This window comes from Aeromonas diversa CDC 2478-85, from assembly GCF_000819805.1.
Lineage (GTDB): Bacteria > Pseudomonadota > Gammaproteobacteria > Enterobacterales > Aeromonadaceae > Aeromonas > Aeromonas diversa.
In genome coordinates, this window is record NZ_CDCE01000007.1 from 1 (window position 1) to 26,439 (window position 26,439).

General features: G+C 62.3%; 26 protein-coding genes and 1 riboswitch. Of the genes, 16 read left to right on the forward strand and 10 right to left on the reverse strand.

Translation table 11 applies throughout. The features are described from left to right. The 5 genes from BN1121_RS20105 to BN1121_RS00735 all read left to right on the forward strand — a co-directional run. Positions 1–229, forward strand: a 229-nt coding sequence (locus BN1121_RS20105) for a hypothetical protein (protein ID WP_231552979.1), incomplete at its 5' end; no start/stop codon positions are given. A 113-nt stretch (positions 230–342) separates the two neighbouring features. Continuing rightward, a complete protein-coding gene (locus tag BN1121_RS00720; protein WP_043596972.1) occupies positions 343–786 on the forward strand; it encodes an early set domain-containing protein in 444 nt (147 codons plus the stop codon). Positions 787–922: 136 nt separating this feature from the next. Next, on the forward strand, positions 923–3,043 hold the full coding sequence (locus tag BN1121_RS00725; RefSeq protein WP_043157325.1) for an adenosylcobalamin-dependent ribonucleoside-diphosphate reductase: 2,121 nt from the start codon (positions 923–925) through the stop codon (positions 3,041–3,043). Positions 3,044–3,053: 10 nt separating this feature from the next. Beyond that, positions 3,054–3,680, forward strand: coding sequence for a TSCPD domain-containing protein (locus BN1121_RS00730; RefSeq protein ID WP_005350697.1), 627 nt, complete (start codon positions 3,054–3,056; stop codon positions 3,678–3,680). 147 nt (positions 3,681–3,827) lie between these two features. Then, positions 3,828–5,198 (forward strand): PhoH family protein, encoded by a 1,371-nt coding sequence (locus BN1121_RS00735; RefSeq protein ID WP_005350702.1) that lies wholly within the window; start codon positions 3,828–3,830, stop codon positions 5,196–5,198. Positions 5,199–5,248: 50 nt separating this feature from the next. Here BN1121_RS00735 and thiQ read toward each other — a convergent pair whose 3' ends face one another. The 3 genes from thiQ to thiB are packed head-to-tail and all read right to left on the reverse strand — an operon-like array spanning position 5,249 to position 8,509. After that, positions 5,249–5,950: a thiamine ABC transporter ATP-binding protein gene (gene thiQ / locus BN1121_RS00740; protein WP_005350704.1), complete on the reverse strand. Its 702-nt coding sequence runs from the start codon at positions 5,948–5,950 to the stop codon at positions 5,249–5,251. Then, on the reverse strand, positions 5,934–7,532 hold the full coding sequence (thiP, locus tag BN1121_RS00745; RefSeq protein ID WP_043157326.1) for a thiamine/thiamine pyrophosphate ABC transporter permease: 1,599 nt from the start codon (positions 7,530–7,532) through the stop codon (positions 5,934–5,936). Before thiP ends, thiQ begins: the two co-directional genes overlap by 17 nt. Beyond that, entirely contained in the window at positions 7,532–8,509 is a 978-nt protein-coding gene (gene thiB / locus BN1121_RS00750; RefSeq protein ID WP_005350707.1) for a thiamine ABC transporter substrate binding subunit, read from the reverse strand. Before thiB ends, thiP begins: the two co-directional genes overlap by 1 nt. 43 nt (positions 8,510–8,552) lie before the next feature. Then, a riboswitch (TPP riboswitch) is annotated at positions 8,553–8,643 on the reverse strand. Positions 8,644–8,699: 56 nt separating this feature from the next. Here thiB and BN1121_RS00755 point away from each other — a divergent pair. Next, on the forward strand, positions 8,700–8,990 hold the full coding sequence (locus BN1121_RS00755) for a PilZ domain-containing protein (protein WP_043157328.1): 291 nt from the start codon (positions 8,700–8,702) through the stop codon (positions 8,988–8,990). Here BN1121_RS00755 and BN1121_RS00760 read toward each other — a convergent pair. Genes BN1121_RS00760 through leuA form a run of 5 tightly spaced genes read right to left on the reverse strand, consistent with a single transcriptional unit; the run spans position 8,954 to position 14,627 of the window. After that, positions 8,954–9,883, reverse strand: a complete 930-nt coding sequence (locus BN1121_RS00760) for a hypothetical protein (protein WP_005350711.1) — start codon at positions 9,881–9,883, stop codon at positions 8,954–8,956. The genes BN1121_RS00755 and BN1121_RS00760 overlap by 37 nt on opposite strands. A 55-nt stretch (positions 9,884–9,938) precedes the next feature. Further along, entirely contained in the window at positions 9,939–10,538 is a 600-nt protein-coding gene (gene leuD / locus BN1121_RS00765) for a 3-isopropylmalate dehydratase small subunit (RefSeq protein WP_005350713.1), read from the reverse strand. 10 nt (positions 10,539–10,548) lie between these two features. Next, positions 10,549–11,946 carry a 3-isopropylmalate dehydratase large subunit gene (leuC, locus tag BN1121_RS00770; protein ID WP_005350715.1) on the reverse strand — a complete coding sequence of 466 codons (1,398 nt, stop codon included), beginning with the start codon at positions 11,944–11,946 and terminating at the stop codon, positions 10,549–10,551. A 30-nt stretch (positions 11,947–11,976) separates the two neighbouring features. Continuing rightward, a complete protein-coding gene (leuB, locus tag BN1121_RS00775; RefSeq protein ID WP_005350716.1) occupies positions 11,977–13,062 on the reverse strand; it encodes a 3-isopropylmalate dehydrogenase in 1,086 nt (361 codons plus the stop codon). 2 nt (positions 13,063–13,064) lie between these two features. After that, positions 13,065–14,627 carry a 2-isopropylmalate synthase gene (leuA, locus tag BN1121_RS00780; RefSeq protein ID WP_005350717.1) on the reverse strand — a complete coding sequence of 521 codons (1,563 nt, stop codon included), beginning with the start codon at positions 14,625–14,627 and terminating at the stop codon, positions 13,065–13,067. A gap of 408 nt (positions 14,628–15,035) precedes the next feature. Between leuA and BN1121_RS00785 the strand changes: the two genes are divergently transcribed. From BN1121_RS00785 to ilvN, 6 genes are all read left to right on the forward strand, one after another. After that, on the forward strand, positions 15,036–15,662 hold the full coding sequence (locus BN1121_RS00785) for a TetR/AcrR family transcriptional regulator (RefSeq protein ID WP_005350718.1): 627 nt from the start codon (positions 15,036–15,038) through the stop codon (positions 15,660–15,662). Positions 15,663–15,772: 110 nt separating this feature from the next. Beyond that, positions 15,773–16,273 carry a phosphatase PAP2 family protein gene (locus BN1121_RS00790; protein ID WP_005350719.1) on the forward strand — a complete coding sequence of 167 codons (501 nt, stop codon included), beginning with the start codon at positions 15,773–15,775 and terminating at the stop codon, positions 16,271–16,273. Then, a complete protein-coding gene (locus tag BN1121_RS00795; protein WP_005350721.1) occupies positions 16,273–17,379 on the forward strand; it encodes an MJ1255/VC2487 family glycosyltransferase in 1,107 nt (368 codons plus the stop codon). Before BN1121_RS00790 ends, BN1121_RS00795 begins: the two co-directional genes overlap by 1 nt. A gap of 42 nt (positions 17,380–17,421) precedes the next feature. Further along, complete coding sequence (locus BN1121_RS19640; protein ID WP_005350725.1) at positions 17,422–17,583, forward strand: hypothetical protein; 162 nt, start codon at positions 17,422–17,424, stop codon at positions 17,581–17,583. Positions 17,584–17,941: 358 nt separating this feature from the next. Then, positions 17,942–19,660: an acetolactate synthase 3 large subunit gene (locus tag BN1121_RS00800; RefSeq protein ID WP_005350728.1), complete on the forward strand. Its 1,719-nt coding sequence runs from the start codon at positions 17,942–17,944 to the stop codon at positions 19,658–19,660. Beyond that, positions 19,660–20,154 (forward strand): acetolactate synthase small subunit, encoded by a 495-nt coding sequence (ilvN, locus tag BN1121_RS00805; protein ID WP_005350730.1) that lies wholly within the window; start codon positions 19,660–19,662, stop codon positions 20,152–20,154. The genes BN1121_RS00800 and ilvN overlap by 1 nt, the downstream gene beginning before the upstream one ends. A gap of 61 nt (positions 20,155–20,215) precedes the next feature. Here ilvN and BN1121_RS00810 read toward each other — a convergent pair whose 3' ends face one another. Then, positions 20,216–21,397 carry an aminotransferase-like domain-containing protein gene (locus tag BN1121_RS00810; RefSeq protein ID WP_005350731.1) on the reverse strand — a complete coding sequence of 394 codons (1,182 nt, stop codon included), beginning with the start codon at positions 21,395–21,397 and terminating at the stop codon, positions 20,216–20,218. A gap of 170 nt (positions 21,398–21,567) precedes the next feature. Further along, positions 21,568–22,638: a M28 family metallopeptidase gene (locus BN1121_RS00815; RefSeq protein WP_005350732.1), complete on the reverse strand. Its 1,071-nt coding sequence runs from the start codon at positions 22,636–22,638 to the stop codon at positions 21,568–21,570. 345 nt (positions 22,639–22,983) lie between these two features. Between BN1121_RS00815 and trmB the strand changes: the two genes are divergently transcribed. The 4 genes from trmB to BN1121_RS00835 all read left to right on the forward strand — a co-directional run bounded on the left by trmB (position 22,984) and on the right by BN1121_RS00835 (position 26,354). Then, positions 22,984–23,697: a tRNA (guanosine(46)-N7)-methyltransferase TrmB gene (gene trmB, locus BN1121_RS00820; RefSeq protein WP_005350733.1), complete on the forward strand. Its 714-nt coding sequence runs from the start codon at positions 22,984–22,986 to the stop codon at positions 23,695–23,697. A 17-nt stretch (positions 23,698–23,714) separates the two neighbouring features. Continuing rightward, positions 23,715–24,047 carry a YggL family protein gene (locus tag BN1121_RS00825; protein WP_005350734.1) on the forward strand — a complete coding sequence of 111 codons (333 nt, stop codon included), beginning with the start codon at positions 23,715–23,717 and terminating at the stop codon, positions 24,045–24,047. 65 nt (positions 24,048–24,112) lie between these two features. Continuing rightward, a complete protein-coding gene (gene glsB, locus BN1121_RS00830; protein ID WP_005350736.1) occupies positions 24,113–25,027 on the forward strand; it encodes a glutaminase B in 915 nt (304 codons plus the stop codon). A gap of 28 nt (positions 25,028–25,055) precedes the next feature. After that, positions 25,056–26,354 (forward strand): rhodanese-like domain-containing protein, encoded by a 1,299-nt coding sequence (locus BN1121_RS00835; RefSeq protein ID WP_043157331.1) that lies wholly within the window; start codon positions 25,056–25,058, stop codon positions 26,352–26,354. The last annotated feature ends 85 nt before the right edge of the window (positions 26,355–26,439 follow it).

The window sequence follows — 26,439 nt, forward strand, 5'->3', positions numbered from 1 at the left end:
TAATTTCGAAGGCCTTCCCACGCGGGAAGGCCTTTTTGCATTGGTTCATTTAGCGACATGGTGGCGCCGGACGGCTGAAGGAGGTCGGGCTGCGCCCTCCACATCAGCCACTGGCGCGGTTGCCACTCCGCCACTGAATAGAGAAGCCCAGTCGAAAGACCGGGCTGTTTCTTATGGCCTTTTCAGTGCCGAGGTGTCTGAAATCGGTTTCTTTTTTGTTCTGCCGTAACGAGGTTGAGGGAGTGTGACCCCGCTAACCTTCTATGTTGTGAGGCTCTGCTTAAATAGCATGACCGCTATATGAGCGGCAGGAACAACAATTAGGATCCGAGGAAAGGACTGATGTTCAAGAAAACAGTAACGATGATACTGGCGGCGGGAACCCTGGTATTGGGTGGTTGTGCATCTAACGGCGATCAGGCTGCCGATACGGGTGACTTCGGCGGCAAGGCTATTTTCCTGCGCGGTGAGATGAACGACTGGCAGGCGCTCGATGAGAGCAAGGTTGTCCAAGTCAGCGACAAAGTCTACATGGCCAAGGGGACGCTGAAAAAAGAGTGGGCTCCCTACAAGTTCAAGTTTGCCGATGCAAACTGGAGCTGCGGTACCAACTATGGTTATGCCAGCCCGAGTGATGGTGTCGCCTCTCTGGGGGGGGCCCCGGTTCCGGCAAACCCTTGCTCCAAGTATGAGGACATGAAGTTCTCTCCGGAGGCTGACGGCGTCTACGAGTTCTATCTCGACCTTAATGGTGAGCAGCCCACCGTTTACGTCAAGAAGCCCTGATCGCGGCGGATGACATTGATACCCCCGGCCCTTGTGTCGGGGGTTTGTTTTTTATGGATGTGATGCATCCTCCGGTTAACTCATCATTTTGTGTTATGTTTTTATTATTGGCACAACATCTTGTGTTGAGGCAGGTATGACGACAAGGCTCCGATCGGATGGCGACTCGCTGGTGTTGCCGCTGCAGCCCACCTCTCTCGATATCTGGCGCAGCAAGTATCGTCTGCATGATGGTGGAGGCAGACCGATCGACGAGACGCCGGACGACACCCTGAAGCGGGTTGCCCGAACCCTGGCCGCTTTAGAGAGTCGCAGTGAGCAGTGGTATCCCGAGTTTCTCTGGGCATTGCGCCAGGGGGCCATACCGGCAGGAAGGATCCTCTCCAATGCCGATGCGCTGGCCTACAAGCCGGCCACCTCCACCATTAACTGCACCGTCTCCGGCACCATAGAAGATTCGATGGATGACATCCTGGCCAAGGTGCGAGAGGCCGGCCTTACTCTCAAGGCCGGTTGTGGCATCGGTTATGACTTCTCGACCCTGAGGCCCAAAGGCGCCCCCGTTTCGGACGCCGGGGCCGCTACCTCGGGCCCTCTCTCATTCATGGATATCTTCGACAAGATGTGCTCGACCATCTCCTCGGCGGGTGGGCGACGCGGAGCCCAGATGGGGGTGATGGACGTGCGTCATCCCGATGTGATCGACTTCATCCGGGCCAAGCGTGAGGATGGGCGGCTGCGTCAGTTCAACCTCTCCTTGCTGATCACAGAGGCGTTTATCGACGCGGTGCGAGAGGATCGGGAGTGGGCGCTGATCTTCCCTTGGTCTGAGGCTCAGCTGAAGAGTGAGGGGGTCGCTTTGGAAGACGCCGCTCAGGTGGTGTGGACCGACTGGCCAACGCGGGAAGGCGTTCACAACGAGGAGGGGAAGGTGGCGTGCCGTGTCTATCGTACCCTGCCGGCTCGTCGTGTGTGGGATCTCATCATGGCTTCTACCTACGACTATGGTGAGCCTGGGTTCATTCTGATCGATCGGGTCAACGAGATGAACAACAACTGGTTCTGCGAATCGATCCGGGCTACCAATCCCTGTGGGGAGCAGCCTCTTCCCCCTTATGGCGCTTGCCTGCTGGGCTCCATCAATTTGACGGGCTTCGTGCTGGGCTCTTTCGGCCAGCAGGCTCGGTTCGACTGGGATCGGTTTACCCGTGTGATCGCACTCTTTACCCGCATGCTCGACAACGTAGTGGAGATCAGTGGTTTGCCGCTGCCCGAGCAGCGCGAAGAGCTGCGGCGCAAACGGCGTCATGGTATGGGATTTCTTGGCCTGGGCTCCGCCCTGGCCCAATTACGGCTGGCCTACGGATCCCCCGATGCCATCGCCTTCACCGAGCGGGTGGCGTACGTGTTGGCGCTGACCGGTTGGAAGGCGGCGCTGGAGCTGGCCAAAGAGAAGGGCCCTGCACCCGTGATGGAGGAGGAGTTTGAGGTAACACCCCGACTGCTGAGGCTTAGACCAGAGATGGCGAAAGATGGACTCAAGGTCGGCGACAGGGTGAAGGGGAAGGTGCTGCACGCCCGTTACAGCCGCTACATGCAGCAGCTGGCCAGTGTGGAGCCCGAGCTCGTCGATGAACTGGCGAGGGTGGGAGGGCGCTTTACCCATCACAGCAGCATAGCGCCGACGGGGACCATCTCCCTTTCGCTGGCCAACAACGCCAGTAATGGCATAGAGCCGAGCTTTGCCCATCACTACCGGCGCAACCTGATCCGACCCGGGCGCAAGAGCAAGGAGAGCGTCGACGTCTACTCCTTCGAACTGCTGGCTTACCGTGCTCTGGTCGATTCGAATGCCACACCCGAATCAGGTCTGCCCGACTGGTTCGTGACAGCCGAACAGGTCACGCCGACGCAGCATGTAAGGATGCAGGCCGCGGCCCAGCGCTGGGTCGACTCCTCCATCTCCAAGACCGCCAATGTGCCGACGGATTACCCCTTCGACGCCTTCAAGGCCATCTACCTCGAGGCGGTGGAGGCCGGGCTCAAGGGGTGTACCACCTTTCGATTCAATCCGGCGGCGTTTCAGGGAGTGCTGGTGCGGGAGGCGGATCTCGCGGCGACCCGTTATGAATTCACCCTGGAGGATGGCTCGCTGGTTACCGTCCAGGGTAACGAGGAGCTGGAGTACGACGGTGAGCTGCATACGGCGGCCAATTTGTTTGATGCCCTGAAAGAGGGCTACTACGGCAAGCTTTAAGGAGGGCTCGATGGCAAGGAAGATCGACAGCAAGATAGTGGCCTATCGGGTCGTGCCGCCCGAGAGCGCTCCGGCCCCCATCCAGATGCACGAGACAGTAATACGTCCCGAGCGTCTGACCGGCACCACCTACAAGCTCAAGACCCCGCAACACGTCTGCGAGCACTCCCTCTTTATCACTATCAACGACATGGTGCTCAACGAGGGGAGCGAGCACGAGATCCGGCGCCCCTTCGAGATCTTTATCAACACCAAGAGTCTCGAGCATCACCAGTGGATCGTGGCCCTTACCCGCATCATCTCGGCGGTTTTTCGCAAGGGGGGTGATGTGACTTTTCTGGTCGAAGAGCTGCGCAGCGTCTTCGATCCCAAGGGCGGATACTGGGATCACGGTCGTTACGTTCCCTCCCTGATCGCCGGTATTGGCAACGTGATCGAAACCCATCTGATCGAGATTGGTATGCTGGCGTCTCCCGAGACGGACTCGGCTCAGAAGGCATATCTGGCTGAAAAGTATGATGCCGCTACAGGGTTTCCCCCCTCGGCCAGCCTCTGCCCCAAGTGCCATTACCAGGCGCTCGTGCTGCAAGATGGCTGCATGACCTGCCTCAATTGTGGTGATTCAAAGTGTGGCTGAATGCGCGTTTCTCGAACGCCTGAGCACCGCCATGTTGCACCACGGTTAAATCGGGCGTAGCGTGAGGGGTAATAGAAGTGTCATGCCGGTGTGGTTTTAATGTCATCTGGACTATACCGCATGGCCTCTTGGCCAAGGAGGATGCTTATGGATAACACCGACCGGAAGCTGTTTATCCTGGACACCAACGTACTCTTGCACGAACCCCTTTCTATCTACTCCTTCAAAGAGCACGACGTGCTCATCCCCATGACGGTGCTCGAAGAGCTCGACAACATCAAGGACCGCCACAAGGATGTCAGCCGGGATGCCCGCGTCGCCATCCGGGCGCTGGAGGATGTGTTCCGCAGTGCCACGCCCGAGCAGATTGCCCAAGGGGTGGCGCTGGCGGGAGAGGCGACGGGGAGTATCTCTATCTTCAGCGATCACCATCTGCCGCAGGATGAGGAGCTCTTCACCAACAAGGAGGCCGACAACCGCATCATCAATGCGGCTCTCTACCTGCAAAAGCATGAGCACAAACGCCAGGTGGTGTTGGTGACCAAGGACATCAACATGCGCCTCAAGGCCAAGGGGGCGGGGCTGGCTCATGTGGAGGACTATCGCAGCGACCAGTTGATCGACGATATTCGCCTGCTGGCCAAGGGCTTTCAGGTGGTGTCTGGCAGCTTCTGGGAGCGGGTCGGAGAGTGCGAGAGCGAGACCCATGGCCGTGAGACGGTGCACGTCATTGATGAGCATCTGCTCGAGCCGGTGCATGTGAATCAGTATCTTGTCGACGAAGAGCAGTTCTTCGCGGCGCGCGTGCTCAGCCATGAAGGGGGCAAGATTCGCCTGCGGGATATCAGCCGTGACCGTCTGATGTCGCGCAAGGCCTGGGGAGTACACCCCAAGAACGTCTATCAGGGGATGGCCCTCGATGCCCTGCTCGATCCCCATATCGATCTGGTGATCCTGACCGGGCCTGCCGGCTGCGGCAAGACCCTGCTGGCGATGGCGGCGGCGCTCGAGCTGGTCATCGAGAAGGGGATCTACGACAAGATCATCGTCACCCGTAATACTCCCGAGATCGCCGAGAGCATCGGCTTCCTGCCCGGTACCGAGGAAGAGAAGATGATGCCCTGGTTGGCGGCCATCACGGACACTCTGGAGGTGCTGCACAAGCAGGATGAGAACATGAGCGGATCGCTCAGCTACATCATGGAGAAGGCTAATATCCAGTTCAAATCGGTCAACTTCATGCGTGGGCGCAGCATCCAGAACACCTTCGTGCTGCTGGACGAGTGCCAGAACCTGACCGCCTCCCAGATCAAGACCATCATCACCCGCTGTGGTGAGGGGACCAAGATCGTCTGCTCGGGTAACCTGGCGCAGATCGATTCCAGTTACCTCAGTCCGGTTACCTCGGGTCTCACCTATATCGTCGAGCGATTCAAAGACTTCGAGGGGAGTGCCAACGTCTACCTCAACGGCGTGGTGCGAAGTCGCCTCGCCTCTTTCGCCGAAGAGAATCTGTAAAGCGCGACCACCTGACGGTGAGCGAGAAGGGGAGCCCAGGCTCCCCTTCTCTATGGGTGTTTGCCCAGATAGGCGGCCAGGGCAGGCAGGGGGGGGGTGGTCAGGGCCCGGGGCGTACCGTCGAAGGCGATACGTCCCTCATCGATGAAGAGCAGACGGTCGGCGATAAGCTCGGCATCCTCCGGGTTGTGAGAGACCATCAGCACAGTGGTGCCACGGCTGCGAGCCAGCTGCACAACCTCCCCCAGCATTTCCCGGCGCAGGGCTGGGTCCAGGGCCGAGAAGGGCTCGTCGAGCAGCAGCAGAGGGCGATCACGCACCAGAGCACGGGCCAGGGCGACGCGCTGCTGCTGGCCACCGGAGAGCTGCTCGGGCAGGCGGTCCAGCATGGCTTCAAGCCCCACTCGTGCGGCGGCTCGGGTGACCTGCTCTCGCTGCTCTGCGCTCAGGCGCAGACCCGGGTGCAGGCCGATGGCGATGTTGTCGTGCACCGTCAGGTGCAAGAACAGGTTGTGATCCTGGAACAGGGTGGTCACGGGACGTTCGGCCGGTGTCAGAGGCAAGAGGTCGCGGCCGGCGAAGGTGAACTGCCCGGCGGTGACAGGCACAAAGCCCGCCAGCATACCGAGCAGGGTCGACTTGCCGGCGCCGCTGCGCCCTATCAGGGCGACTATCTCTCCGGCCTCAAGCCGGGTGGAGAAGGTGACGCTCCAGTCCGGGTAGCGGGCCGTCAGGTTATCCAGAATGAGCATCTTTACCTCCAAGAACGCGCTCGGTCAGCACAAACAGGGCCAGGCACAGGAGCAGCAGCAGCAGGGCCGTGGCGGCGGCAGGCCCCAGCTGATAGCTGCCGAGCTGCTGATAGAGCAGCCAGGGCAGGGTCGCCATCTCGCTGCTGCCAAACAGGGCGATGGCCCCGAGATCCCCGAGGGAGAGGGTCATGGCCAGGGCCAACGCCAGGGCCATTGGACGGCGCAGCAGGGGCCACTCGATGAGGCGCAGGCGTGACCAGCCGAGCACACCCAGGCTGTCGCCCAGGCGATCGTACTGGCGCGCCACCAGCTGCATGGGGCCGGACAGGGTGCGGATCACATAGGGGAGCGCCATCAGGGCATTGACCAGGATCACCAGCCAGGGGGCGATGGCGAAGACATCGACCCAGGGCATGAACAGGATGAAGAGACCTGTGCTCATCACCACGGCCGGCAGCATCAGGATCAGCGAACCGCTCGCCTCCCACAGGGCCGCATGACGGCGCTCGCGACGACGCAGCTTCAGGTGGCGGCTGGTGAGCAGCAAACCGCCCCCCAGCAGCAGCGCCAGCAGGCCGGCCAGCAAGGCGATCTGCAAAGAGAGGAGGGTTGCCTGCCAGAGGCGCTCGCTGGCGAGCGACGTCAGCAGCTCAGGGTTCAACCCGGCACCTATGATGGCGAGCAAGGGGGGCAGAAAGATCCCGATGGCCAGGGCCAGGGTCAGGGTGTCGCAGAGCCGGGTCTGCCAGTGGTGGCGATCCGGGCGCTCGGCCCGGCGACCCGGCGCGATCCGGCTCGGTGTCGAGCGTTGCAGCTTGTGCTGACCCCACAGGATCAGGCCGCTCAGGATCAGTTGCAGCAGGGCCAGGGAGCCCGCCGTCGCCAGATCGAAGTCGAGGCGCAGGGCCTGATAGATGGCCACCTCCAGCGTAGTCGACTTGGGTCCACCGCCGAGGGCCAGCACGGTCGTGAAGCTGGTGAAGCAGAGCATGAAGATGAGGCTGGCGAGCCCGGGTAGATGGGCGCGCATCACGGGCCACTCCAGTACCCGAAGCAGCTGGCCCGAGTTCAGTCCCAGCTGGCTGGCCAGCCGCCAGCTCGAGTCGGGGATCCCCTCGATGGCCTGCAGCAACAGGCGCGCCGCCAGGGGCATATTGAAGAAGACGTGAGCCAGCAGTATGCCGGTGAGGCCGTAGAGGTAGTTGCCCACCTCGATGCCGGCGTGGCGCAGCAGCGAGGCGATCCAGCCCTGCTGGCCGTGTACCGTCACTATGCCGAAGATGGCGATGATGACGGGCAGCACCAGCGAGAGGCCAAACAGCTTGATGAGCAGGTGCCGCCCCGGAAAGTGGCGGCGCGACAGGGCGCGAGCCAGGGGGATGGCCAGCCCCAGGCTGAGCACGGTAGAGAGGGCCGCCTGACTCAGACTGAAGATCAGCACATGGCGCAGGTAAGGGTCTTGCAGCAGCGCCAGGGGAGTGAGCTCCCCCGCCTGCCACAAGAGGGCCCCGAGAGGGGCCAAACCCAGCAACAGGATCAGACTACCGGAGAGGCTCCCCGGCAGCCACCAGAGACGGCGCATCAGCGGGTGACGGCCTGCAACCACTCACGGATCCATCCCTTGCGCTCCTCGGCTACCTTGGCCGGGGCTATGCTGAGGGTGTTGGCCGGGGTAGGCAGGGTGGCGAAGGGCCCTGGCAGGGTGGCCTGGGTCACCGGGTACATCCAGTTACCGGTGGCCACCGCCTCCTGGAAGGCCGGCGTCAGCACGAAGTTGAGGAAGCGCTTCGCCAGCTCAGGCTGCTGGCTGCTGGCCAGCCGGGCTACCACTTCCACCTGGCGGTAGTGTCCCTCGTCGAACATGGCGGCGTGGTATTGCTGCTGGTTCTCGGCGATGCGGTGATAGGCCGGTGAGCTGGTGTAGGAGAGCACCATGTCAGCCTCTCCCTTGAGGAACATGCCATAGGCCTCTGACCACCCCTTGGTGACGGTGACCGTCTTGGCGGCCAGTTTCTGCCACTGGCTGGCGGCCTGATCCCCGTAGAGGGACTTCATCCAGAGCATCAGCCCCTGGCCCGGGGTAGAGGTGCGCGGATCCTGGTAGATCACCTTGAGATCGTCCCGCTCGAGCAGGGCCTTCATGCTGGTCGGCGGGTTCTTGAGCTTGCTACCGTCGTAGACGAAGGCGAACCAGCCGTAGTCGTAGGGGAGGAAGGTATCATCCTGCCAGCCGCCAGGCAGGGTCAGCGGGGTGAGATCGGCCTGGTGTGGCGCGAACAGGCCACTCTGGCGCGCCTCGGCGATGAGGCCATCGTCGAGCCCCAGCACCAGGTCGGCCTTGCCGTGTTTCCCCTCGAGGCGAAGCCGGTTGAGGATGGCCACCCCGTCTTCCAGCGCCACGAAGTTGAGGGTACAGCCGCACTCCTTCTCGAACGCCTGCTTGATCTTGGGGCCCGGCCCCCAGTCGGCGGTGAAGGAGTCGTAGGTGTAGACGGTCAGGGTCTCGGCCATGAGAGGGGTCGAGAGTAGGGCCAGAGCGGCCAGGGCAGAACGAATCATGGGGAAACTCCTTGTCAGGAGCCGACGGATGGGGGCGCAAAGTGAGCGCCGTGCCTCAAATTCCTCCGCCAGCATTATCTGGATCAGGTCGACGGGTATAATCTCAGCAGGTGACTGCACCCCGTTTGAGCGACGCGGCACATTGTATTAACGTTTGATGGGGTGAGCCAGAACAAATGGAGGAGTGAGCGTGATCGATTCGAGCAGGGAGAGAAGGGCATTTCAGCGTATGGTCATCAATGCGCCAGTGTCCTTGCACCAGGGGGCGCAACACCTGACCGGCATCTGCCGGGATCTGAGCGCCAACGGCATGGGGATCTTTATCGAGACGGATCAGATAAATCCCGACGAGCCCGTCAGGGTCAACCTCGCGACCTCAAGTAATCTGCTGCCCCCCTTCGCAGCGGAGGCGCGTATCATCCGTATCACAGACGAAGAGGGGGGCTACCGACTGGCGGTGGAGTTCGTCACCGTCGCCTGAACCGGCTGGGCACGAAATTGCCCGCTCTCTACCATCACCTGGCTGGTCCGTGCCAACTGCCCGATGGGCAGCTCGGCCGGGCCTGTCGGCTCCATCAGCAGATAACTCTCTCCCTCCCATTCCAGCTTCTGCTCCCCGGCACCCGCAGGCAGGGCCAGGCCCAGCAGGGCGTGATCCGGCGTAAAGATCATCAACTGTTTGAGTTCTGGGTGGATCTGGCCGAGCAGGGCGGCCATCAGGGTCACCTTGCTGTCACAGTCACCGCGGTTTTGTAGCAGCACCTGACGCGGGCTCAAGAAGCCGCGGCCGCCGCGTACGCCATTGTTGTCGAGCAGGGCATAGGGGATGGCCTGAACGAAGGCGAGCACCGTCTCGGCACTCTTGCGCCTGGCCGCCATCTCATCGCCCCCCTCCTGCTTGAGCTGGCTCGCGAGGGGGGCCAGCTCGTCGCGGCTCTCCAGGGCGATGCGCACATGATCCTGTTTGACCGCCTCGGCGCCGGCCGGATCGGTGAAGGGCTGAAAGTAGTAACGGGTGAGCCAGGCCTGCTCGAGCTCGGGGCGAGTCTTGTTGAGCCAGTCCATCGCCTGGTTGACACCCTCCTGGCTGCGAGCCGACAGGTTGAGCTCCCCGTCCCGCCCCAGCCGAAACGAGACGGTAGGAAACCGGGTCTGCCCCTGTTGTAGCAGGCTCTGCAGTATCTCGCGGCGAAACCGCTCGGGGGGGAAGGCGATGAGGGGGGGGATCTTGCCCGGGGCCAGCTGGTAGCTCAGGCTCTTTGCCTCCTGGCCTTGCTCCCAGCGCACCCGCACCTCTTCCCCCTGGCGGGTGAAGGAGAGTTGTTTGGCCGTGGCGAGCAGGGGCAAGAGGCAAAGCAGGGGGAGCAGGCGCATGGGTCATCCATAAAAAATGGGAGCAAACGCTCCCATTCTAGTGTGTCGGCCGGTCTCAGAGCCAGGCGGGCTGTTTGGCCTCGTATGCCCTGATGGCGTCGTCGTGTTGCAGGGTCAGACCGATACTGTCCAGGCCGTTGAGCAGGCAGTGGCGGCGGAAGGGGTCGATCTCGAAGCCAAAGCAGAGATCCCCGGCGCGCACCTGGCAGGTTTCCAGATCCACCGTAATGGTCTGGCCCGGGTGGGCGGCGACCAGCTGGAACAGGGCGTCGACCTCCTCCTCCTTCAGGCGTACCGGCACCATGCCGTTGTTGATGGCGTTGCCGTAGAAGATGTCGGCAAAGCTCGGGGCTATCATCGCCTTGAAGCCGAAGTCCGCCAACGCCCAGGGCGCGTGTTCGCGGCTCGAGCCACAGCCGAAGTTCTCGCGCGCCAACAGTATGCTGGCACCGGCGAAACGGGGTTGGTTCAGCACGAACTCGGGGTTGGGCTGCTGCCCGGCGTCATCGAGGAAGCGCCAGTCGTGGAACAGGTGCTTGCCAAAACCGGTGCGGTTCACCTTCTGCAGGAACTGCTTGGGGATGATGGCGTCGGTGTCCACGTTGGCGTGGTCCAGGGGCGCGGCGAGACCCGTGTGTTGGGTAAATCCAGTCATCGCTCTCTCCTTACAGGGTGCGGATATCGGTGAAGTGGCCGGTCACGGCGGCCGCGGCGGCCATGGCCGGGCTGACCAGATGAGTGCGGCCGGCACGCCCTTGGCGCCCTTCGAAGTTACGGTTGCTGGTGGAGGCGCAGCGCTCGCCCGGTTGCAGGCGGTCGTTGTTCATGGCCAGGCACATGGAACACCCCGGCAGACGCCACTCGAAACCGGCCTCGAGGAAGATGGCGTCGAGGCCCTCGGCCTCCGCCTGGGCCTTCACCTGCTCCGAGCCGGGGACCACCAGGGCTTGTACTCCGGCGGCGACCTTGCGCCCACGGGCGATGGCGGCGGCGGCACGCAGATCCTCGATGCGGCTGTTGGTGCAAGAGCCGATAAACACCTTGTCGATGGCCACCTCGGTGAGTCTCTGGCCGGCGCTCAGCCCCATGTATTCCAGCGCCTTGCGGGCAGACTGCTGCTCGATGAGATCGTCAAAGCTATCGGGGGAAGGGATCGGGGCGTTGACGTCGATCACCTGGCCCGGGTTGGTGCCCCAGGTCACCTGCGGCGCTATGTCGGCCGCGTCCAATACCACTTCGGCATCGAAGGTGGCATCGGCATCGCTCTTGAGGCTCTGCCAGTAGTGGATGGCCTGCTCCAGTGCCTCGCCCTGGGGGGCGAACACCTTGCCGCGAATGTAGTCGATGGTGGTCTGGTCGGGGGCTATCATGCCGGCCTTGGCGCCGAGCTCGATGGCCATGTTGCAGACCGTCATGCGCCCTTCCATGGTGAGCCCTTCGATGGCCTCACCGGCGAATTCCACCACATAGCCGGTACCGCCGGCATGGCCGACCTTGCCGATGATGGCCAGCACCACGTCCTTGGCGCTGATGCCCTCGGCCAGCTGGCCACGCACCGTGATGCGCATGGTCTTGGCACGGCCCTGTTTCAGGGTCTGGGTGGCCATCACGTGTTCCACCTCGGAGGTGCCGATGCCAAAGGCCAGGGCCCCGAAGGCACCGTGGGTGGCGGTGTGGGAGTCACCGCAGACGATGGTGGTGCCGGGAAGGGTGATGCCGAGCTCGGGCCCCATCACATGGACTATGCCCTGGTACTGGTGGTTGAGATCGTAGAGGCGAACCCCGAACTCCTTGCAGTTGGCGGCCAAGGTTTCCATCTGGATGCGGGCCATCTCGCCGGAGGCGGCGATGTCCTTGGTGGTGGTGGAGACGTTGTGATCCATGGTGGCCCAGGTGAGATCCGGGCGACGCAGCGGACGGTTCATGGCGCGCAGACCGTCGAAGGCCTGCGGGCTGGTCACCTCGTGCACCAGGTGGCGGTCGATGTAGATGAGGGGCGTTTCGCCGTCCGCCTCGCGCACCACGTGGGCGTCGAAGACTTTCTGGTAAAGGGTTTTGGCCATTGCTCTGTGTCCTTGTTATGTGGTCTGCGCTCAGATGTTGGCGGCGATGCGGCTGCCCATCTCGGCCGTGCTCTGCACCGGGTGACTGGCGCTGTCGCTGTGCAGATCGCCGGTGAACCAGCCGTCGGCCAGGGTCTGGGCGACCGCCTGCTCGATGGCGTCGGCCGCCTCGCGTTGTCCCAGGCTGTGGCGCAGCAACAGGGCGGCAGAGAGGATCTGGGCGATGGGGTTGGCGATGCCCTTGCCGGCGATGTCCGGCGCCGAGCCACCGGCCGGCTCGTAGAGGCCGAAGCCCGACTCGCTCATGCTGGCGGAGGGGAGCAGCCCCATGGAGCCGGTGATCATGGCGCACTCGTCGGAGAGGATGTCGCCAAACAGGTTGGAGCAGAGCAGCACGTCAAACTGGGCCGGGTCCTTGATGAGCTGCATGGTGGCGTTGTCGATGTACATGTGGCTCACCGCCACGTCCGGGAACTCCTTGGCCACCTGGTTGACCACCTCGCGCCACAGCACGGAGGAAGCCAGCACATTGGCCTTGTCGATGGAGGTCACCTTGCCACGGCGGCCTCGGGCGGCGTTGAAGGCGAGGCGGGCGATGCGCTCGATCTCGAAGCGGTGGTAGACCTCGGTGTCGAAGGCCTTCTCGGTGGCGCCTTCTCCCTCGCGGCCCTTGGGCTGACCGAAGTAGATGCCGCCGGTCAGCTCGCGCACGCAGAGGATGTCAAAGCCGCGATCCGAGATGTCGGCGCGCAGGGGTGAGAAGTGCTCGAGGCCGGTGTAGAGACGGGCCGGACGCAGGTTGGAGAAGAGCTTGAAGTGGGCGCGCAGGGGCAACAGGGCGCCGCGCTCCGGCTGATCGTTGGGGGGAAGATGCTCCCACTTGGGGCCACCCACCGAGCCAAACAGCACGGCGTCGGCCGCCTCGCAGCCGGCTATGGTGCCGTGGGGCAGCGGGGTGCCGTGGTTGTCGATGGCGATGCCGCCCACGTCGTGCCAGCTGTACTCCAGGCGGAAACCAAACCTGGCCTGAACCTTCTCCAACACCTTGATGGCTTCGGCCATCACCTCGGGGCCAATGCCGTCCCCCGGTAATACCGCGATCCGATAGCTCGTCATGTTTACACAGTCTCCGTCTTGATCTTGTTGTTGCGTTCCATCTGCTCGGCCACCTGATCGGCGCGCCAGATGCTGTTGATGACGTGGAGCAGGGCGTGGGCCGACGACTCTATGATGTCGGTGGCCAGGCCCATGCCGTGGAACTTGCGTCCCTTGTACTCGGCGACGATGTCGACCTGGCCGAGGGCGTCTTCCCCCTCGCCCTTAGCTTTGAGGGCGTACTTGTCGATGTGGATCTCGTAGCCGGTGATGCGGTTGATGCACTGGTAGACGGCGTCGACCGGGCCGTTGCCGGTGGCGGCTTCACTCACCAGCTCGTCACCCACCCTGAGTTTGACCGAGGCAGTGGCCATCACAGAGCTGCCGCTCTGTACGCCCAGATACTCCAGCTTGAAGTGCTCGGGCTCCTCGTGGATCTGGCTGAAGAAGGCGAGTGCCTCCAGGTCGTAATCGAACACCTGCCCCTTCTTGTCGGCCAGGATGAGGAACTTGGCGTAGAGATCGTCGAGGCTGTAGCTGCTCTCGTCGTAGCCCATCTGCTCCATGCGGTGTTTGATGACGTGGCGGCCGGAGCGCGAGGTCATGTTGAGGTTGTTCTGGGTGAGGCCGATGCTCTCCGGGGTGATGATCTCATAGGTGTTTTTCGCCTTGAGCACGCCGTCCTGATGAATGCCGGAGCTGTGGGAGAAGGCGTTGGCCCCGACGATGGCCTTGTTGGGCTGCACCGGCATGTTGCACAGCTGGCTGACGAGGGTGCTGGTGCGATGGATCTCGCCGTGGCGGATGTTGGTCTCGAGCCCCAGGATGTCGGCGCGGGTCTTGAGGATCATTGCCACCTCTTCCAGTGAGCAGTTGCCGGCCCGCTCGCCGATGCCGTTGATGGTGCACTCGATCTGGCGGGCCCCCATCTGCACGGCACCGATGGAGTTGGCCACCGACAGCCCCAGATCGTCGTGGCAGTGCACCGAGATGATGGCCTGGTCGATGTTGGGCACCCGGTTGAACAGGGTCTGGATGATGCCGGAAAACTCGGTCGGGACCGTGTAGCCGACGGTGTCGGGAATGTTGATGGTGCGGGCGCCGGCCTTGATGGCGGCCTCGACCATGCGGCAGAGGTTGTCGATCGGGGTGCGGCCTGCGTCTTCGCAGGAGAACTCCACGTCATCGGTGTAGCGCAGGGCATGCTTGATGGCCCCGACGCCCATCTCCAGCACGTCTTCGAAACGCTTCTTGAGCTTGCTCTCCACGTGGATGGAAGAGGTGGAGATGAAGGTGTGGATGCGGAAGGCCTCGGCCACCCTGAGGGCCTCGCCGGCGGCGTCGATGTCGTTGGGCAGGGCGCGGGCCAGGGCGCAGACGCGGCTGTTCTTGATGTGACGGGCTATGGTCTGCACTGACTGGAAATCACCGGGGGAGGAGACCGGGAAGCCCACTTCCATCACGTCGACGCCGAGGCGTTCCAGGGCCTGGGCGATTTGCAGCTTCTCCTTGACCGTCAGGCTGGCCGCCAGGGCCTGCTCACCGTCACGCAGTGTGGTGTCGAAGATGATGACCCGATTAGACATGTCGCTTACCTCTTCCTTTGGCTGGTGTGTGCGTCCTGCTGCGGCGATAAAAAAACCCGTGCGGGACGCACGGGTTTTTGTAAATTCCGGTTATGCCTGAGGCCCGGCTACAAGGATCCCGCGCGAATGAACGCGATTAGGGAAAGTAGTAGTAGCGGGGTGGCAATACGCATCACGGATTCAATCCTTGGTCGAAAACGCTTTTAGCAATATCGAGAATATGGGTCTGTGTCAACCGCTATCCGGTGGTGTGAACGGGGGCAGTTATTTAATCGAATTGTAAAGGAGTGCAAATTTCCTTGTTCCATCCTCGCTGTTACCACGATTATGCGGCCATTCCTGCTGCCTTCCGGGGATCTTGTAACGAGATCGACTGGCGGCCCATATCCAGAAAATTGAGGTTCCACGATGGAAAAACGCAGACCTGGTCGTCCGGTCGGACGTTCTGACATCCGCGATAAGTTGCTTTCTGCCGCTCGCGAGTGCTTTCGTCATCAGCCCTACAGCAAGGTGACTACTCGTGAGATCGCCGAGCTGGCGGGCTCCAATCTGGCCATGATCCACTACTACTTCGGCAGCAAGGAAGGGCTCTATCAGGCCGTGCTGGGCGAACTGACCGAGCCGCTCGATCAGGTATGGCGCGATGAATGCACCCAGCGCAGCCTCGAAGAGCTGGTCGCTACCCACTATCAGGTGATGGGGCCGGAAGGGGAGCTCAATACCACACTGACCAGCGCCCTCGCGGCCGAGAGCAGCCCGGGCCGGGAGTTTGTGCTCAACCAGCTGATCAGCCGCCAGCTGCCCCAGTTCGACCAGCTTATCGAGCAGATGGAGGCCAAGGGTGAGCTGGATCAGTCCCTGGATCCGGTCCTGCTGCGACTCTCCTTCCTCAACCTGATGTGGCAGCCGCTGATGATGCGCGAGATGTACGAGAAGGTGTTTGGGGTCACCATGGATGAGGGGTTCATGTCCCGTCTGGCACAGCACAACTGTCGCCTCATCTCGTCCGGGTTGCGCGGCGGCGCCGCTCACTGAGTCTCCATGAAAGGGCCTGCGGGCCCTTTCATCATTCTGTTATCCCCTCTTCAACGAACTGTCATCTGCGCTCGTCATGCTGCTCTCATCGTCGACAGGGAGGGCTGGATATGAACCGGGTACAACGCTGGGACGAGCGGGTGAGTCGCCTCTGTCTCACTCACTCCTACAACCGGGTCCAGGCCCGGATCAGTCGGCTGGTGTCGCACACCGGTGATGGTCCTCTCTATGCCCTGGTGGCGGCCGCGGCGCTGTGGAGCGACGCTGAGAGCCACTGGCATTGGGTACGGGTGCTGCTGCTCGCCTTCGCCCTCGAACTGCCCTGCTATCTGCTCCTCAAGAACCTGATCCGGCGCCGGCGCCCGGCAGGCCTGCCCGTCTTCATCACCCCCTCTGATCGTTACAGCCTGCCTTCAGGCCATACCGCCGCCGCCTTCCTGGTGGCCGTGGTACTGGGGAGTCTCTACTCCTCCCTGCTGCTCCCCCTGCTGGTGTGGGCGGCATTAGTCGGTGCCTCGCGGCTGCTGCTGGGGGTGCACTACCCGAGCGATCTGCTGGCCGGTGCCTTGCTCGGTAGCGGTTGCGCGCGTCTCGCACTGGAGTGGGCATGATGCGTATTCTGTTCGGGGTGCAGGGAACGGGGAACGGGCATATCGCGCGCTCTCGCACGCTGGCGCGAGCCTTGGCGGGATCGGGTGTACAGGTGGACTACATCTTGAGCGGCCGCGATCCGGGCGGCTATTTCGACATGGAAGCCTTCGGCGACTACCGTGCCTTCGCCGGTCTCACCTTCGCCAGCCATAACGGCAGCGTCTCTACCCTGCGGACCCTGGCCGCCAGCCACCCCGTGGCCTTCTGGCGCGATCTCTCGGCCATCGACTGCCGTGGCTACGATCTGGTGGTGAGCGACTTCGAACCCCTGACCGCCTATGCGGCCAAGCGGGCCGGTTGTCCGAGTCTCGGGATCAGCCATCAGGCCAGCTTCGAGTGGCCGGTGCCCCGTTGGGGCGAGAGTGGTTTCAACCGCTGGCTGATGCGGCACTTTGCCCCCGTGCAGCGCCAGATAGGGTTGCACTGGTTCCACTTCGGGGCGCCGCTGCTGCCGCCCATCATAGATCCGCTGCAGGGCCTGGCAGATAACGGCGCCATGTTGGTTTACCTCCCCTTCGAGGGGAGGGCGCAGATCCAGGATCTCCTCTCCCGCTTCACCCTGCATCGCTTCGTCTGTTTTCACCCCGACGTGCAGGAGCCATATCAGTGGCGCAACATCGAGTTTCGTCCTCCCTCGCGCACGGGATTCATCGATGTCCTGCGGGGGTGTCGCGGTGTCATCAGCAACGCCGGCTTCGAGCTGGCCAGCGAGGCGCTTTCCCTGGGCAAGAAGCTCTTGGTCAAGCCCCTGTATGGGCAGTTCGAGCAGCTGACCAATGGGCGCAGCCTGGAGTTGATGGGATTGGCCACCCTGATGGACAGCCTGGATGCCAACGCCCTGCGGCGCTGGCTCGACGAAGAGGGGCCCGGTCGAGTCACCTGGCCCAATGTGGCTCAGGCTCTGGCCCAGTGGTTGGTTGCGGGCGCCGATGAGCCCCTCGAGAGCCTCTCCCGGCGTCTGTGGCAGCAGACCCAGTTTCCCGAAGAGGTGAGTGAACGGTTGTGTGATCTGGGGGCGCAAGAGGGAAGTGGAGCCGCCTGGCTGGCAACCGAGCGGGGCCTTTGACTAGACTTGATAGGCCACGGCGGCAATCAAGGAGTGACAACCATGCGCTTTACCAACGAAAACGGCGAGTCCATGAACCTGGCCGACAGCCTCACCCTGAAGGAGCTGCTGGACATGGGTATTAGCATCTCGGTCAGTGAAGAGACTGACCCGGAGCAGCAGGTCTGGCTGGCCGAACCTGACGAGCAGGACCGGCAGAAATAGGCATCTCCCCTGCGCCCGGCATCGCCGGGCGCATCATTTTACCTCCCCGCCTTAGAGATAAATGCTGACACCCTTCATTAAAGTGGCAGTTTCACCGCAAACCATCCCATTTGCTCTCTGAAATAGTGGCAATCGCCAACAGATCTGACTGCCGCCACCGCCATAAACTCATGGACAAGGCCCGGTCGGCGGGTTAATTTGGTTTTTCAACCCCTTTAAGAGGGTGTGAACAGAATTGAAAAGAGAGTACCGCACCCCTGTACTCGTTTCTTTCCCGTGGAGCGGGAAGGGAGCGTGCCGGGAAGCAGCAGGGCCGGTATTCATTGCTAAAACGGAGCAAAGCCTGGAGGGCTTTATCATGGAGATGTTATCAGGCGCCCAGATGGTGGTTCGTGCGCTGGAGGATCAGGGGGTTGAGCACATATTCGGCTACCCCGGTGGCTCGGTGCTCGACATCTATGACGCTCTTTTCGAGAACAGCAAGATCGAACACGTGCTGGTGCGCCATGAGCAGGCGGCCGTGCACATGGCGGACGGTTATGCGCGCTCTACCGGCCAGGTGGGGACCGTGCTGGTCACCTCGGGCCCGGGAGCGACCAACTGCATCACCGGCATCGCCACCGCCTACATGGACTCCATTCCCCTGGTGATCCTCTCTGGCCAGGTGCCGACCGGCATGATCGGCGAAGATGCCTTCCAAGAGACCGATATGATCGGTATCTCCCGCCCTGTGGTGAAGCACAGCTTCCTGTGCAAGAAGGCGACCGATATTCCCGACGCCATCAAGAAGGCCTATTACATCGCCGCCAGCGGCCGCCCGGGGCCTGTGGTGGTGGATCTCCCCAAGGACGTGCAGAACCCCAAGGAGAAGTTCCCCTACCAGTATCCCGAGTCGGTCTATCTGCGCTCCTATAACCCCACCAAGGCGGGGCACAAGGGGCAGATCAAGCGTGCCGCCAAGGCCCTGGCCGAGGCGACCCGTCCGGTCATGTACGTGGGCGGTGGGGCCATCGCGGCCAACGCCGAGGGGTTGGTGACCCAGCTGGCCGAGCTGTTCAACCTGCCGGTGACCACCACCTTGATGGGGCTAGGTGCCTTCCCCGGTACCCATCCGCAGTTCATCGGCATGCTGGGGATGCACGGCACCTTCGAAGCGAACAAGACCATGCACCACTCGGACCTGATCCTGGCGGTGGGCGCTCGCTTCGACGATCGGGTGACCAACAACGTGGCCAAGTTCTGCCCGCACGCCACCGTGGTGCACATCGACATCGATCCCACCTCCATCTCCAAGACGGTGCAGGCGCACATCCCCATCGTCGGCTCGGTGGAGACGGTGCTCGAGCAGATGCTGGACGTCATCGCCGAGAATGGCTTTGACAACGACAAGCAGGCGCTGGATGAGTGGTGGAGTCAGATCAACCAGTGGCGCGAGCGTCACTGTCTGAGCTACCAGCGTAGCGGCTCCCTGATCAAGCCGCAGCAGGTGATCGAGACCCTCTACAAGGTGACCAGGGGTGAGGCCTTTGTCGCCTCCGATGTGGGCCAGCACCAGATGTTCGCCGCCCTCTACTATCCGTTTGCCAAGCCGCGCCAGTGGATCAACTCAGGCGGGCTCGGCACCATGGGTTTCGGCCTGCCGGCCGCCATGGGGGCCCAGTTTGCCAATCCGGATGCGGTGGTCTGCTGCGTGACCGGCGACGGCTCGGTGCAGATGAACATTCAGGAGCTCTCCACCTGCTTGCAGTACGGGGTGCCGATCAAGATCATCTCCATCAACAACCGAGCACTGGGCATGGTGAAACAGTGGCAGAAGATGTTCTACGGCGGTCGCCACAGCCACTCCTACATGGAGTCGCTGCCGGACTTCGTCAAGCTGGCCGAGGCCTATGGCCATGTGGGCATCGCAGTGAGCGATCCGGCCGAGCTCGAGAGCGCCATGGAACGCGCCTTTGCCATGAAGGATCGCCTGGTGTTTATGGATATCTCGGTCGACCCGGATGAGCATGTCTATCCCATGCAGATCAAATTTGGCGCCATGGACGAGATGTGGCTGAGCAAGACGGAGAGAACCTGATGAGACACATCGTATCGGTACTGCTGGAGAACGAATCCGGCGCCCTGAGCCGGGTGGTGGGCCTCTTCTCCCAGCGTGGCTACAACATCGAGACCCTGACCGTGGCGCCGACCGAGGATCCCACCCTGTCGCGCATGACCATAGTGACCCAGGGGGATGAGCGGGTGCTCGAGCAGATCAGCAAGCAGCTGCACAAGCTGGTGGATGTGCTCAAGGTCTCCGACATCACCGAAGGGGAGCACATCGAGCGGGAGCTGGCGCTCATCAAGGCGCGCGCCACCGGCGCCGCTCGCGACGAGCTCAAGCGCCTGGCCGACATCTTCCGCGGCCAGATCGTGGACGTGACCCCCGAGCTCTACACGGTGCAGCTGGTGGGCACCAGTGAGAAGCTGGACGCCTTCATCAAGACGGCGGCCCAGACCAACGAGATCGTCGAGGTGGTGCGCTCCGGGGTGTGTGGCATCGCCCGTGCGGAGAAGGCGTTACGGGCCTGACTGCCAGGCAGGTCGAAATAGAAGAGGGGGCCACTGGCCCCCTCTCTCATTTCACTCGGCGTTACAGCACCTTTCGCAGGGCGCGGGCCAAACGTTGAACCCCTTCCTCGATGGCCGCTTCATCCACGCAGGAGAAGCTCAGACGCAGGGTATTCTTGATCTCGGGGCGCACGTAGAAGGGGGCTCCCGGTACGAAGGCGACCTTCTCCTCGATAGCCAGATCGAACAGCTCCATGGCACAGACCGACTCCGGCAGCGTCAACCACAGGAACATGCCCCCCTCCGGACGGGTCCAGCGTACGCCCGGCGGGCAGTGGCGTGCCAGGGCGGCCTCCATGGCGGCGCGTTGGCGGCCATAGACGGCCTTGATCTTCTCGAGGTGGGCATCGAGGGAGTGAGTGGTGAGGAAGCGATGCAGCACCTGCTGGCTGAAGGCGTTGCTGTGCAGATCGGTGGCCTGTTTGGCGATGGTGACCTTCTTGCGCAGCCAGGTCGGTACCACCATCCAGCCGAGGCGGAAGGCGGGGACGACCGTCTTGGAGAAGGAACCGAGCAGCACCGTATTGTCCGGAGCCAGCTTGGCGATGGGATCGAGCGGTTCACCTTCGAAGCGCAGCTCGCCGTAGGGGTCGTCCTCGACCATCAGCAGATCGTGGCGCACCAGGCGCTCGGCGACGGCAATCCGGTTGGCGGCGCTGTAGCTCACGCCGGACGGGTTCTGGAAGTTGGGCACGCCATAGAGGATACGGGCCGAGGTACCGCTCGCCAGCAGGGCATCCAGGGCAGCGAGATCCAGCCCCTCTTCACCCAGGGTGATGGGACGGAACTCGGGTTGGTAGACAGAGAAAGCCTGAATGGCACCAAGGTAGCCCGGCTCTTCGATGATGAGATCCTGCCCCTCGTCGACCAGTACCTTGCCAAGCAGATCCAAGGCCTGCTGAGAGCCGCTGGTGATGAGGATGTTGTCCGGATCGATCTCCATGCCATGACGGCTCAGGTAGCGCCCGGCGATGTAGTGGCGCAGGGGGGCGAACCCCTCGGTGGTGGCATACTGCAGGGCCGCTGCCCCCTGCTCTTGCAGAACGGCCTGGCAGGCCTCCTCTATCTCCTTGACGGGAAACAGGTGCGGGTTGGGCAGGCCGCCGGCAAACGAGATGATCTCGGGGCGGGTGGCGACTTTGAGGATCTCGCGGATGAAGGAGGGCTCGACCTTCTCGAAGCGTTGGGCAAAAAACGGTTGCATTGGGTTTCTCTCTGCAGGAGGTGGCCACTCCATTTGGCCACCAGGTTATCCGTTTGTAGCAGATTTAAAAAATGAGGCAACCGGCAAGCGGTGAGAATAAAAACGGGCAGGAGAAATCCTGCCCGAATTTTATGCCCGTTAGGGCGTCATTTGTCGCTTTTTCCTTACGGTTATTCCGGTGCTTTGAGATAGCGCAACAGCAGCTCGGTGCCATCCGTTATCTGTTTCTGCACCCGACCGGGGAACAGTTCATCCATCTTGTCGAGGCGATCGTACTGGGTATGCCAGATCTTGCCCCACTGGGTCTCGCTGTTGCGGTCACAGGCGCTCTTGGTGGCAGGGTCGTAGCAATCCCACAGGGCCGGGTTGGTGGTCTGGGAGTAGCCGTCATAGCCATCATGCCCGTCGATGGTGAAGTTGGTGGCCTCCACATAAGCGACCGGGATGCCGAGGCAGGCAAAGCCGGCGTGATCAGACCATCCCCCCGTCTCTCCCTCCGGGTAGCCGGGGAAGGCCGGGTGCAGCTGGTAGGCATCCATGCCGCCGGTCGCTGAGAGGGCCAGCAGGCGATCGCGCACCTTGGGATCAAAGGTGTAGCGGCCCGGATCGGTGCACTCATATTCGGCCACGTCGGAGTGAGCGGAGTGGACGTAGAGGATGTCGCCACCGGCTATGGTGTCGTAGTTGACCATGGCCTTGATGTGGCTCACCTCATCGGCGCTCAGGGCGGCCACATAGGCCTTGGAGCCGTTGAGACCGTTCTCCTCGGCACCAAAGAAGAGGACGCGCACCGTGTAGGGCAGGGTCTGCCCCTTGAGTGCCTCGGCGGCCGCCAGCAGGGCGGTGACGCCGGCGCCATTGTCGGTGGCCCCTTCCGATCCCTTGCTGACCCCGGTGCTGTCGTAGTGGGCACCGACGACGATGATCCGGTCGCTCTTGCCCGGGATCACCACCGAGAGGTTTTCCGAGCTCATGGTGGCCCCTTTCTTGTCCTGGTAAGTAAAGGGTTGGCGGGTCACATCATAGCCCCAGCCGGTCAGCTTGTCGGCGAGCCAGTTGGCGGCCCGCTTCTCCCCCTCGCTGCCGGTCAGGCGAGCCCCAATTCCCTGGCTGCCCGAGCTCAGTTCGATCAGATAGTCATAGGCCTTGACGCCTGGGGCAGGGGGTTGGGAGTCATTGGTCGATTGGTTACACCCCAGTAGCAGGGTGGAGAGGAGCAGTGCTAGCGCGGTTTTATTCATTTTTGCGTCCTTTCTTTATTATTGAGGAGTGCTGGGTAAAACATCGACACATTGCCTACAAATCAATCATATATATGTGATCGAGTCGCTGTTTTCGCCTTTTTGACGGAAGGAGAGTACGTCATTGTTGCATATAAATTCAATGCGATTGTTGTTTTAGTCTTTTGTGGGGGCTGGGGGGGCTTCCCCTTCGGGTCGGCCGTCGGGGCGCTGGAAGAATATGCAAGGGGGAAAGGGGTCGAAAAGCGTGCGGAGAAAGTATGCGAAACAGTTGCACTCCCAAGCTTTCTTGGGATAATTCGCTACCCTGTTTGACTGTGTTAATCCAAAGCGAAGAGTTCCCCTATGTCAGTAACCCAAGACGAATTCAACGAAGACGGCAAATTCATGCGTAAGATACGCAGCTTTGTCCGTCGTGAAGGCCGCCTGACCAAGGGTCAGGAGAAGGCTCTGGCCGATCTGTGGCCCGTCATGGGGGTCGACTTCGCCCCGGCCAAGCTGGATCTGACCGCCCTGTTTGGCCGCGAGGCTCCCGTGGTACTGGAGATAGGCTTCGGCATGGGGGCCTCCCTGGTCGAGATGGCCAAGCATGCCCCGGAGAAGAACTTCATCGGCATCGAGGTGCATACCCCGGGTGTCGGCGCCTGCCTGAGCGCCGCCGAAGAGGCGGGCGTCACCAACCTGCGCGTCTTCTGCCACGACGCCATCGAAGTGCTGGATCTGATGATCCCGGACGCGTCTCTCGCCTGTCTGCAACTCTTCTTCCCGGATCCCTGGCACAAGAAGCGTCACCACAAGCGCCGCATCGTGCAGCCCGAGTTCGCCCAGAAGATCCGCCAGAAGATCGCCGTGGGTGGCGTCTTCCACATGGCCACCGACTGGGAAAACTATGCCGAGCACATGCTCGAGGTGATGAGCGCCGCCGAGGGGTATGAGAACACCTCTGCCACCGGCAACTGGGTGGAGCGCCCCGAGTGGCGTCCGCTGACCAAGTTCGAGCAGCGTGGCCATCGCCTTGGCCACGGTGTCTGGGATCTGATTTTCAAACGTATCAACTAACTAGCAGGAGATCTCTCATGGCCAATCGTAGCCGTCGTCTGCGCAAGAAACTGCGTGTAGACGAGTTCCAGGAGCTGGGCTTTGACCTCAACTGGGCATTCCCGGCCGGCACGACCGAAGCGCAGATCGATGCCCTGGTCGACGCCTTCATCGACGAGGTGATCGAGCCGCGCAAGCTGGCCTTCGCGGGCTCCGGCCACCTCTCCTGGGAAGGGATGATCTGCACCCAGGCCATCGGCAAGTGCAGCGAGGAAGATCGCCAGATCGTCGAAGGCTGGCTCAAGGGCAAGGGGATGGAGCAAGTCGCCGCCTCTTCCCTGTTTGACCTCTGGTATGGCGAACCGGCCTAAGCCGTCATCGCCCTGAAAAATCCCGCCATTGGCGGGATTTTTGTCTGGTAAGAAAGGGAGATTCCATGCTGTCAGATTCCCTGCTCGAGAGCATATTGAACGAGGTGCGTCCCCTGCTCGGTGAGGGCAAGGTGGCCGACTATATTCCTGCCCTGGCGCTGGTACCGGCCGATCGTCTCGGCATCGCGGTCTGTACCGTGGACGGCACCCTCTACACAGCCGGAGACGCCACCGAACCCTTCTCGATCCAGAGTATCTCGAAAGTGCTCAGCCTGACGCTGGCCCTGACCCTCTATGAAGAAGAGGAGATCTGGAGCCGGGTTGGCAAGGAGCCCTCCGGCCAGCCGTTCAACTCTCTGGTGCAGCTCGAGTTTGAACAGGGGATACCCCGTAACCCCTTCATCAACGCCGGCGCCCTGGTCGTGAGCGATCTGCTCGAAACCCGTCTCACTGCCCCGCGTCAGCGCACCCTGGAGCTGGCCCGCCGCCTGGCCGGCAATCCCGCCATCATGGCCGATGCCGTGGTCTCCCGCTCCGAATACCAGCATTCTGCCCGCAACGCGGCCATCGCCTATCTGATGAAGGCCTACGGTAACTTCCACAACGAGGTGGACAAGGTGCTGCAGAGCTACTTCAATGCCTGTGCGATCCGCATGAGTTGTGCCGATCTGGCGCGCGCCTTCGTTTACCTGGCCAACCGGGGAACCCCCCTCGATGGCCAGCCCCTGTTGGCACCGCGCACGACCAAGCAGGTCAACGCCCTGCTGGCGACCTGCGGTCTCTACGACGAAGCCGGGGATTTTGCCTATCGGGTGGGTATGCCGGGTAAGTCTGGGGTCGGTGGCGGCATCGTCGCCGTGATCCCGGGGGAGCTGTCGGTCTGTGTCTGGTCGCCCGAGCTGAACAAGGCGGGTAACTCCCTGGCCGGCACGGCCGCCCTGGAGCTGCTGGCCGAGCGGCTGGGGCGCTCCATTTTCTGATTTAACGTCATTCAACGGAAACTGCATGATGAAGAGAAACCTAGTTCGTTTGACCACCCTGCTCTGCGCCGGTCTGGCCTGGAGTGCCGGCGCCCTGGCCGGTGAGCTGCTCACCCTGAGTTATCAAGAGGCGCAGGCCAAGGGGGCCGGTATCGTCGATGTGCGTCCCAGTAACCTCTATCAAGGGTGGCCTGCGCCGGGTGAGCAGGTGGGGGGCCACGTACAGGGGGCTGTCAACCTCTCCGGCGATTGGAAAATAGCCGAGGATCAGTGGCCCCGACTGCTGGCCGAGAAGGGGCTCGACAAGAACAAGCCGGTCGCCCTCTATGGGGAGAAGCGTCAGGTGGCCGAAGTCGCCATGATGCTGGAGAAGCAGCACGGCTTCACCCAGCTCTATGAGCTGAAAGAGTGGCAACAGGCCCCGCTTGAGCGTCTGCCCCGCTGGCAACAGCTGGTCTACCCTCACTGGCTGGAGGCCCTGCGCAAGGGGGAGCCGGTCGCCGCGGCCCCCAAGGGCGAGTGGCGTCTGTTTGAAGTGGACTGGGGTGCCCCCAAGGCGTTCCTCATCGGCCACATTCCCGGCGCCGGTTACATCGATACCAACGGTCTCGAGGCCGAGCCCCTGTGGAACAAGGTGTCCGACGAGCAGCTTGAGAAGCTGTTGCTGGAGAAGGGGATCCGTCATGACACTACCGTCATCCTCTATGGCCGCAACACCATGGCGGCGGCCAGGGCGGCGCATCTGATGCTCTACGCCGGGGTCAAGGACGTGCGTCTGCTCGACGGTGGATTCGGTGCCTGGACCAATCAATACATGCGGATGCTGCCGACCGAGACGGGTCTGCCTCATGAGTATCCGGCGGCCAAGGAGTTCGGGGTCAAGATCCCCCAGCATCCCGAATACCTGACCGATGTGCCCGGTGCCAAGCAGGTGCTGGCCGCCAAGGACGGGGCCCTGGTCAGTGTGCGCAGCTGGCCCGAGTTTACCGGCGAGACCTCCGGCTACAGCTATATCGAACCCAAGGGCGAGATCCCCGGCTCCAAGTGGGGTCATGCCGGAGTCGATGCCAACGACATGAGCGACTACCACAACCCCGACGGCACCATGAAGGATGCCACCCAGATCCAGGCCATGTGGCAACAGTGGGGGATCACGGCCGACAAGCAGGCCGCCTTCTACTGCGGCACCGGCTGGCGTGCCTCCGAGGCCTTCTTCTATGCCTGGCTGATGGATTGGAAGCGGATCAGTGTCTACGACGGCGGCTGGTACGAATGGAGTGCCGATCCCAAGAATCCCATCGTGACCGGGGAGCGCAAACCCGGGTAAGCGACCAGAGGCCGGACCATAGTCCGGCCTCTTTTTTTGCATGCGTCTCAGCGCCTCGTCCCCATTTTGCGACGCAGATTGCACC

Coding starts and splice junctions, on each gene's coding strand:
- BN1121_RS00720 (WP_043596972.1), top strand. CDS start 343: ATGTTCAAGAAAACAGTAACGATGATACTGGCGGCGGGAACCCTGGTA.
- BN1121_RS00725 (WP_043157325.1), top strand. CDS start 923: ATGACGACAAGGCTCCGATCGGATGGCGACTCGCTGGTGTTGCCGCTG.
- BN1121_RS00730 (WP_005350697.1), top strand. CDS start 3,054: ATGGCAAGGAAGATCGACAGCAAGATAGTGGCCTATCGGGTCGTGCCG.
- BN1121_RS00735 (WP_005350702.1), top strand. CDS start 3,828: ATGGATAACACCGACCGGAAGCTGTTTATCCTGGACACCAACGTACTC.
- thiQ (WP_005350704.1), bottom strand. CDS start 5,950: ATGCTCATTCTGGATAACCTGACGGCCCGCTACCCGGACTGGAGCGTC.
- thiP (WP_043157326.1), bottom strand. CDS start 7,532: ATGCGCCGTCTCTGGTGGCTGCCGGGGAGCCTCTCCGGTAGTCTGATC.
- thiB (WP_005350707.1), bottom strand. CDS start 8,509: ATGATTCGTTCTGCCCTGGCCGCTCTGGCCCTACTCTCGACCCCTCTC.
- BN1121_RS00760 (WP_005350711.1), bottom strand. CDS start 9,883: ATGCGCCTGCTCCCCCTGCTTTGCCTCTTGCCCCTGCTCGCCACGGCC.
- leuD (WP_005350713.1), bottom strand. CDS start 10,538: ATGACTGGATTTACCCAACACACGGGTCTCGCCGCGCCCCTGGACCAC.
- leuC (WP_005350715.1), bottom strand. CDS start 11,946: ATGGCCAAAACCCTTTACCAGAAAGTCTTCGACGCCCACGTGGTGCGC.
- leuB (WP_005350716.1), bottom strand. CDS start 13,062: ATGACGAGCTATCGGATCGCGGTATTACCGGGGGACGGCATTGGCCCC.
- leuA (WP_005350717.1), bottom strand. CDS start 14,627: ATGTCTAATCGGGTCATCATCTTCGACACCACACTGCGTGACGGTGAG.
- BN1121_RS00785 (WP_005350718.1), top strand. CDS start 15,036: ATGGAAAAACGCAGACCTGGTCGTCCGGTCGGACGTTCTGACATCCGC.
- BN1121_RS00790 (WP_005350719.1), top strand. CDS start 15,773: ATGAACCGGGTACAACGCTGGGACGAGCGGGTGAGTCGCCTCTGTCTC.
- BN1121_RS00795 (WP_005350721.1), top strand. CDS start 16,273: ATGCGTATTCTGTTCGGGGTGCAGGGAACGGGGAACGGGCATATCGCG.
- BN1121_RS19640 (WP_005350725.1), top strand. CDS start 17,422: ATGCGCTTTACCAACGAAAACGGCGAGTCCATGAACCTGGCCGACAGC.
- BN1121_RS00800 (WP_005350728.1), top strand. CDS start 17,942: ATGGAGATGTTATCAGGCGCCCAGATGGTGGTTCGTGCGCTGGAGGAT.
- ilvN (WP_005350730.1), top strand. CDS start 19,660: ATGAGACACATCGTATCGGTACTGCTGGAGAACGAATCCGGCGCCCTG.
- BN1121_RS00810 (WP_005350731.1), bottom strand. CDS start 21,397: ATGCAACCGTTTTTTGCCCAACGCTTCGAGAAGGTCGAGCCCTCCTTC.
- BN1121_RS00815 (WP_005350732.1), bottom strand. CDS start 22,638: ATGAATAAAACCGCGCTAGCACTGCTCCTCTCCACCCTGCTACTGGGG.
- trmB (WP_005350733.1), top strand. CDS start 22,984: ATGTCAGTAACCCAAGACGAATTCAACGAAGACGGCAAATTCATGCGT.
- BN1121_RS00825 (WP_005350734.1), top strand. CDS start 23,715: ATGGCCAATCGTAGCCGTCGTCTGCGCAAGAAACTGCGTGTAGACGAG.
- glsB (WP_005350736.1), top strand. CDS start 24,113: ATGCTGTCAGATTCCCTGCTCGAGAGCATATTGAACGAGGTGCGTCCC.
- BN1121_RS00835 (WP_043157331.1), top strand. CDS start 25,056: ATGAAGAGAAACCTAGTTCGTTTGACCACCCTGCTCTGCGCCGGTCTG.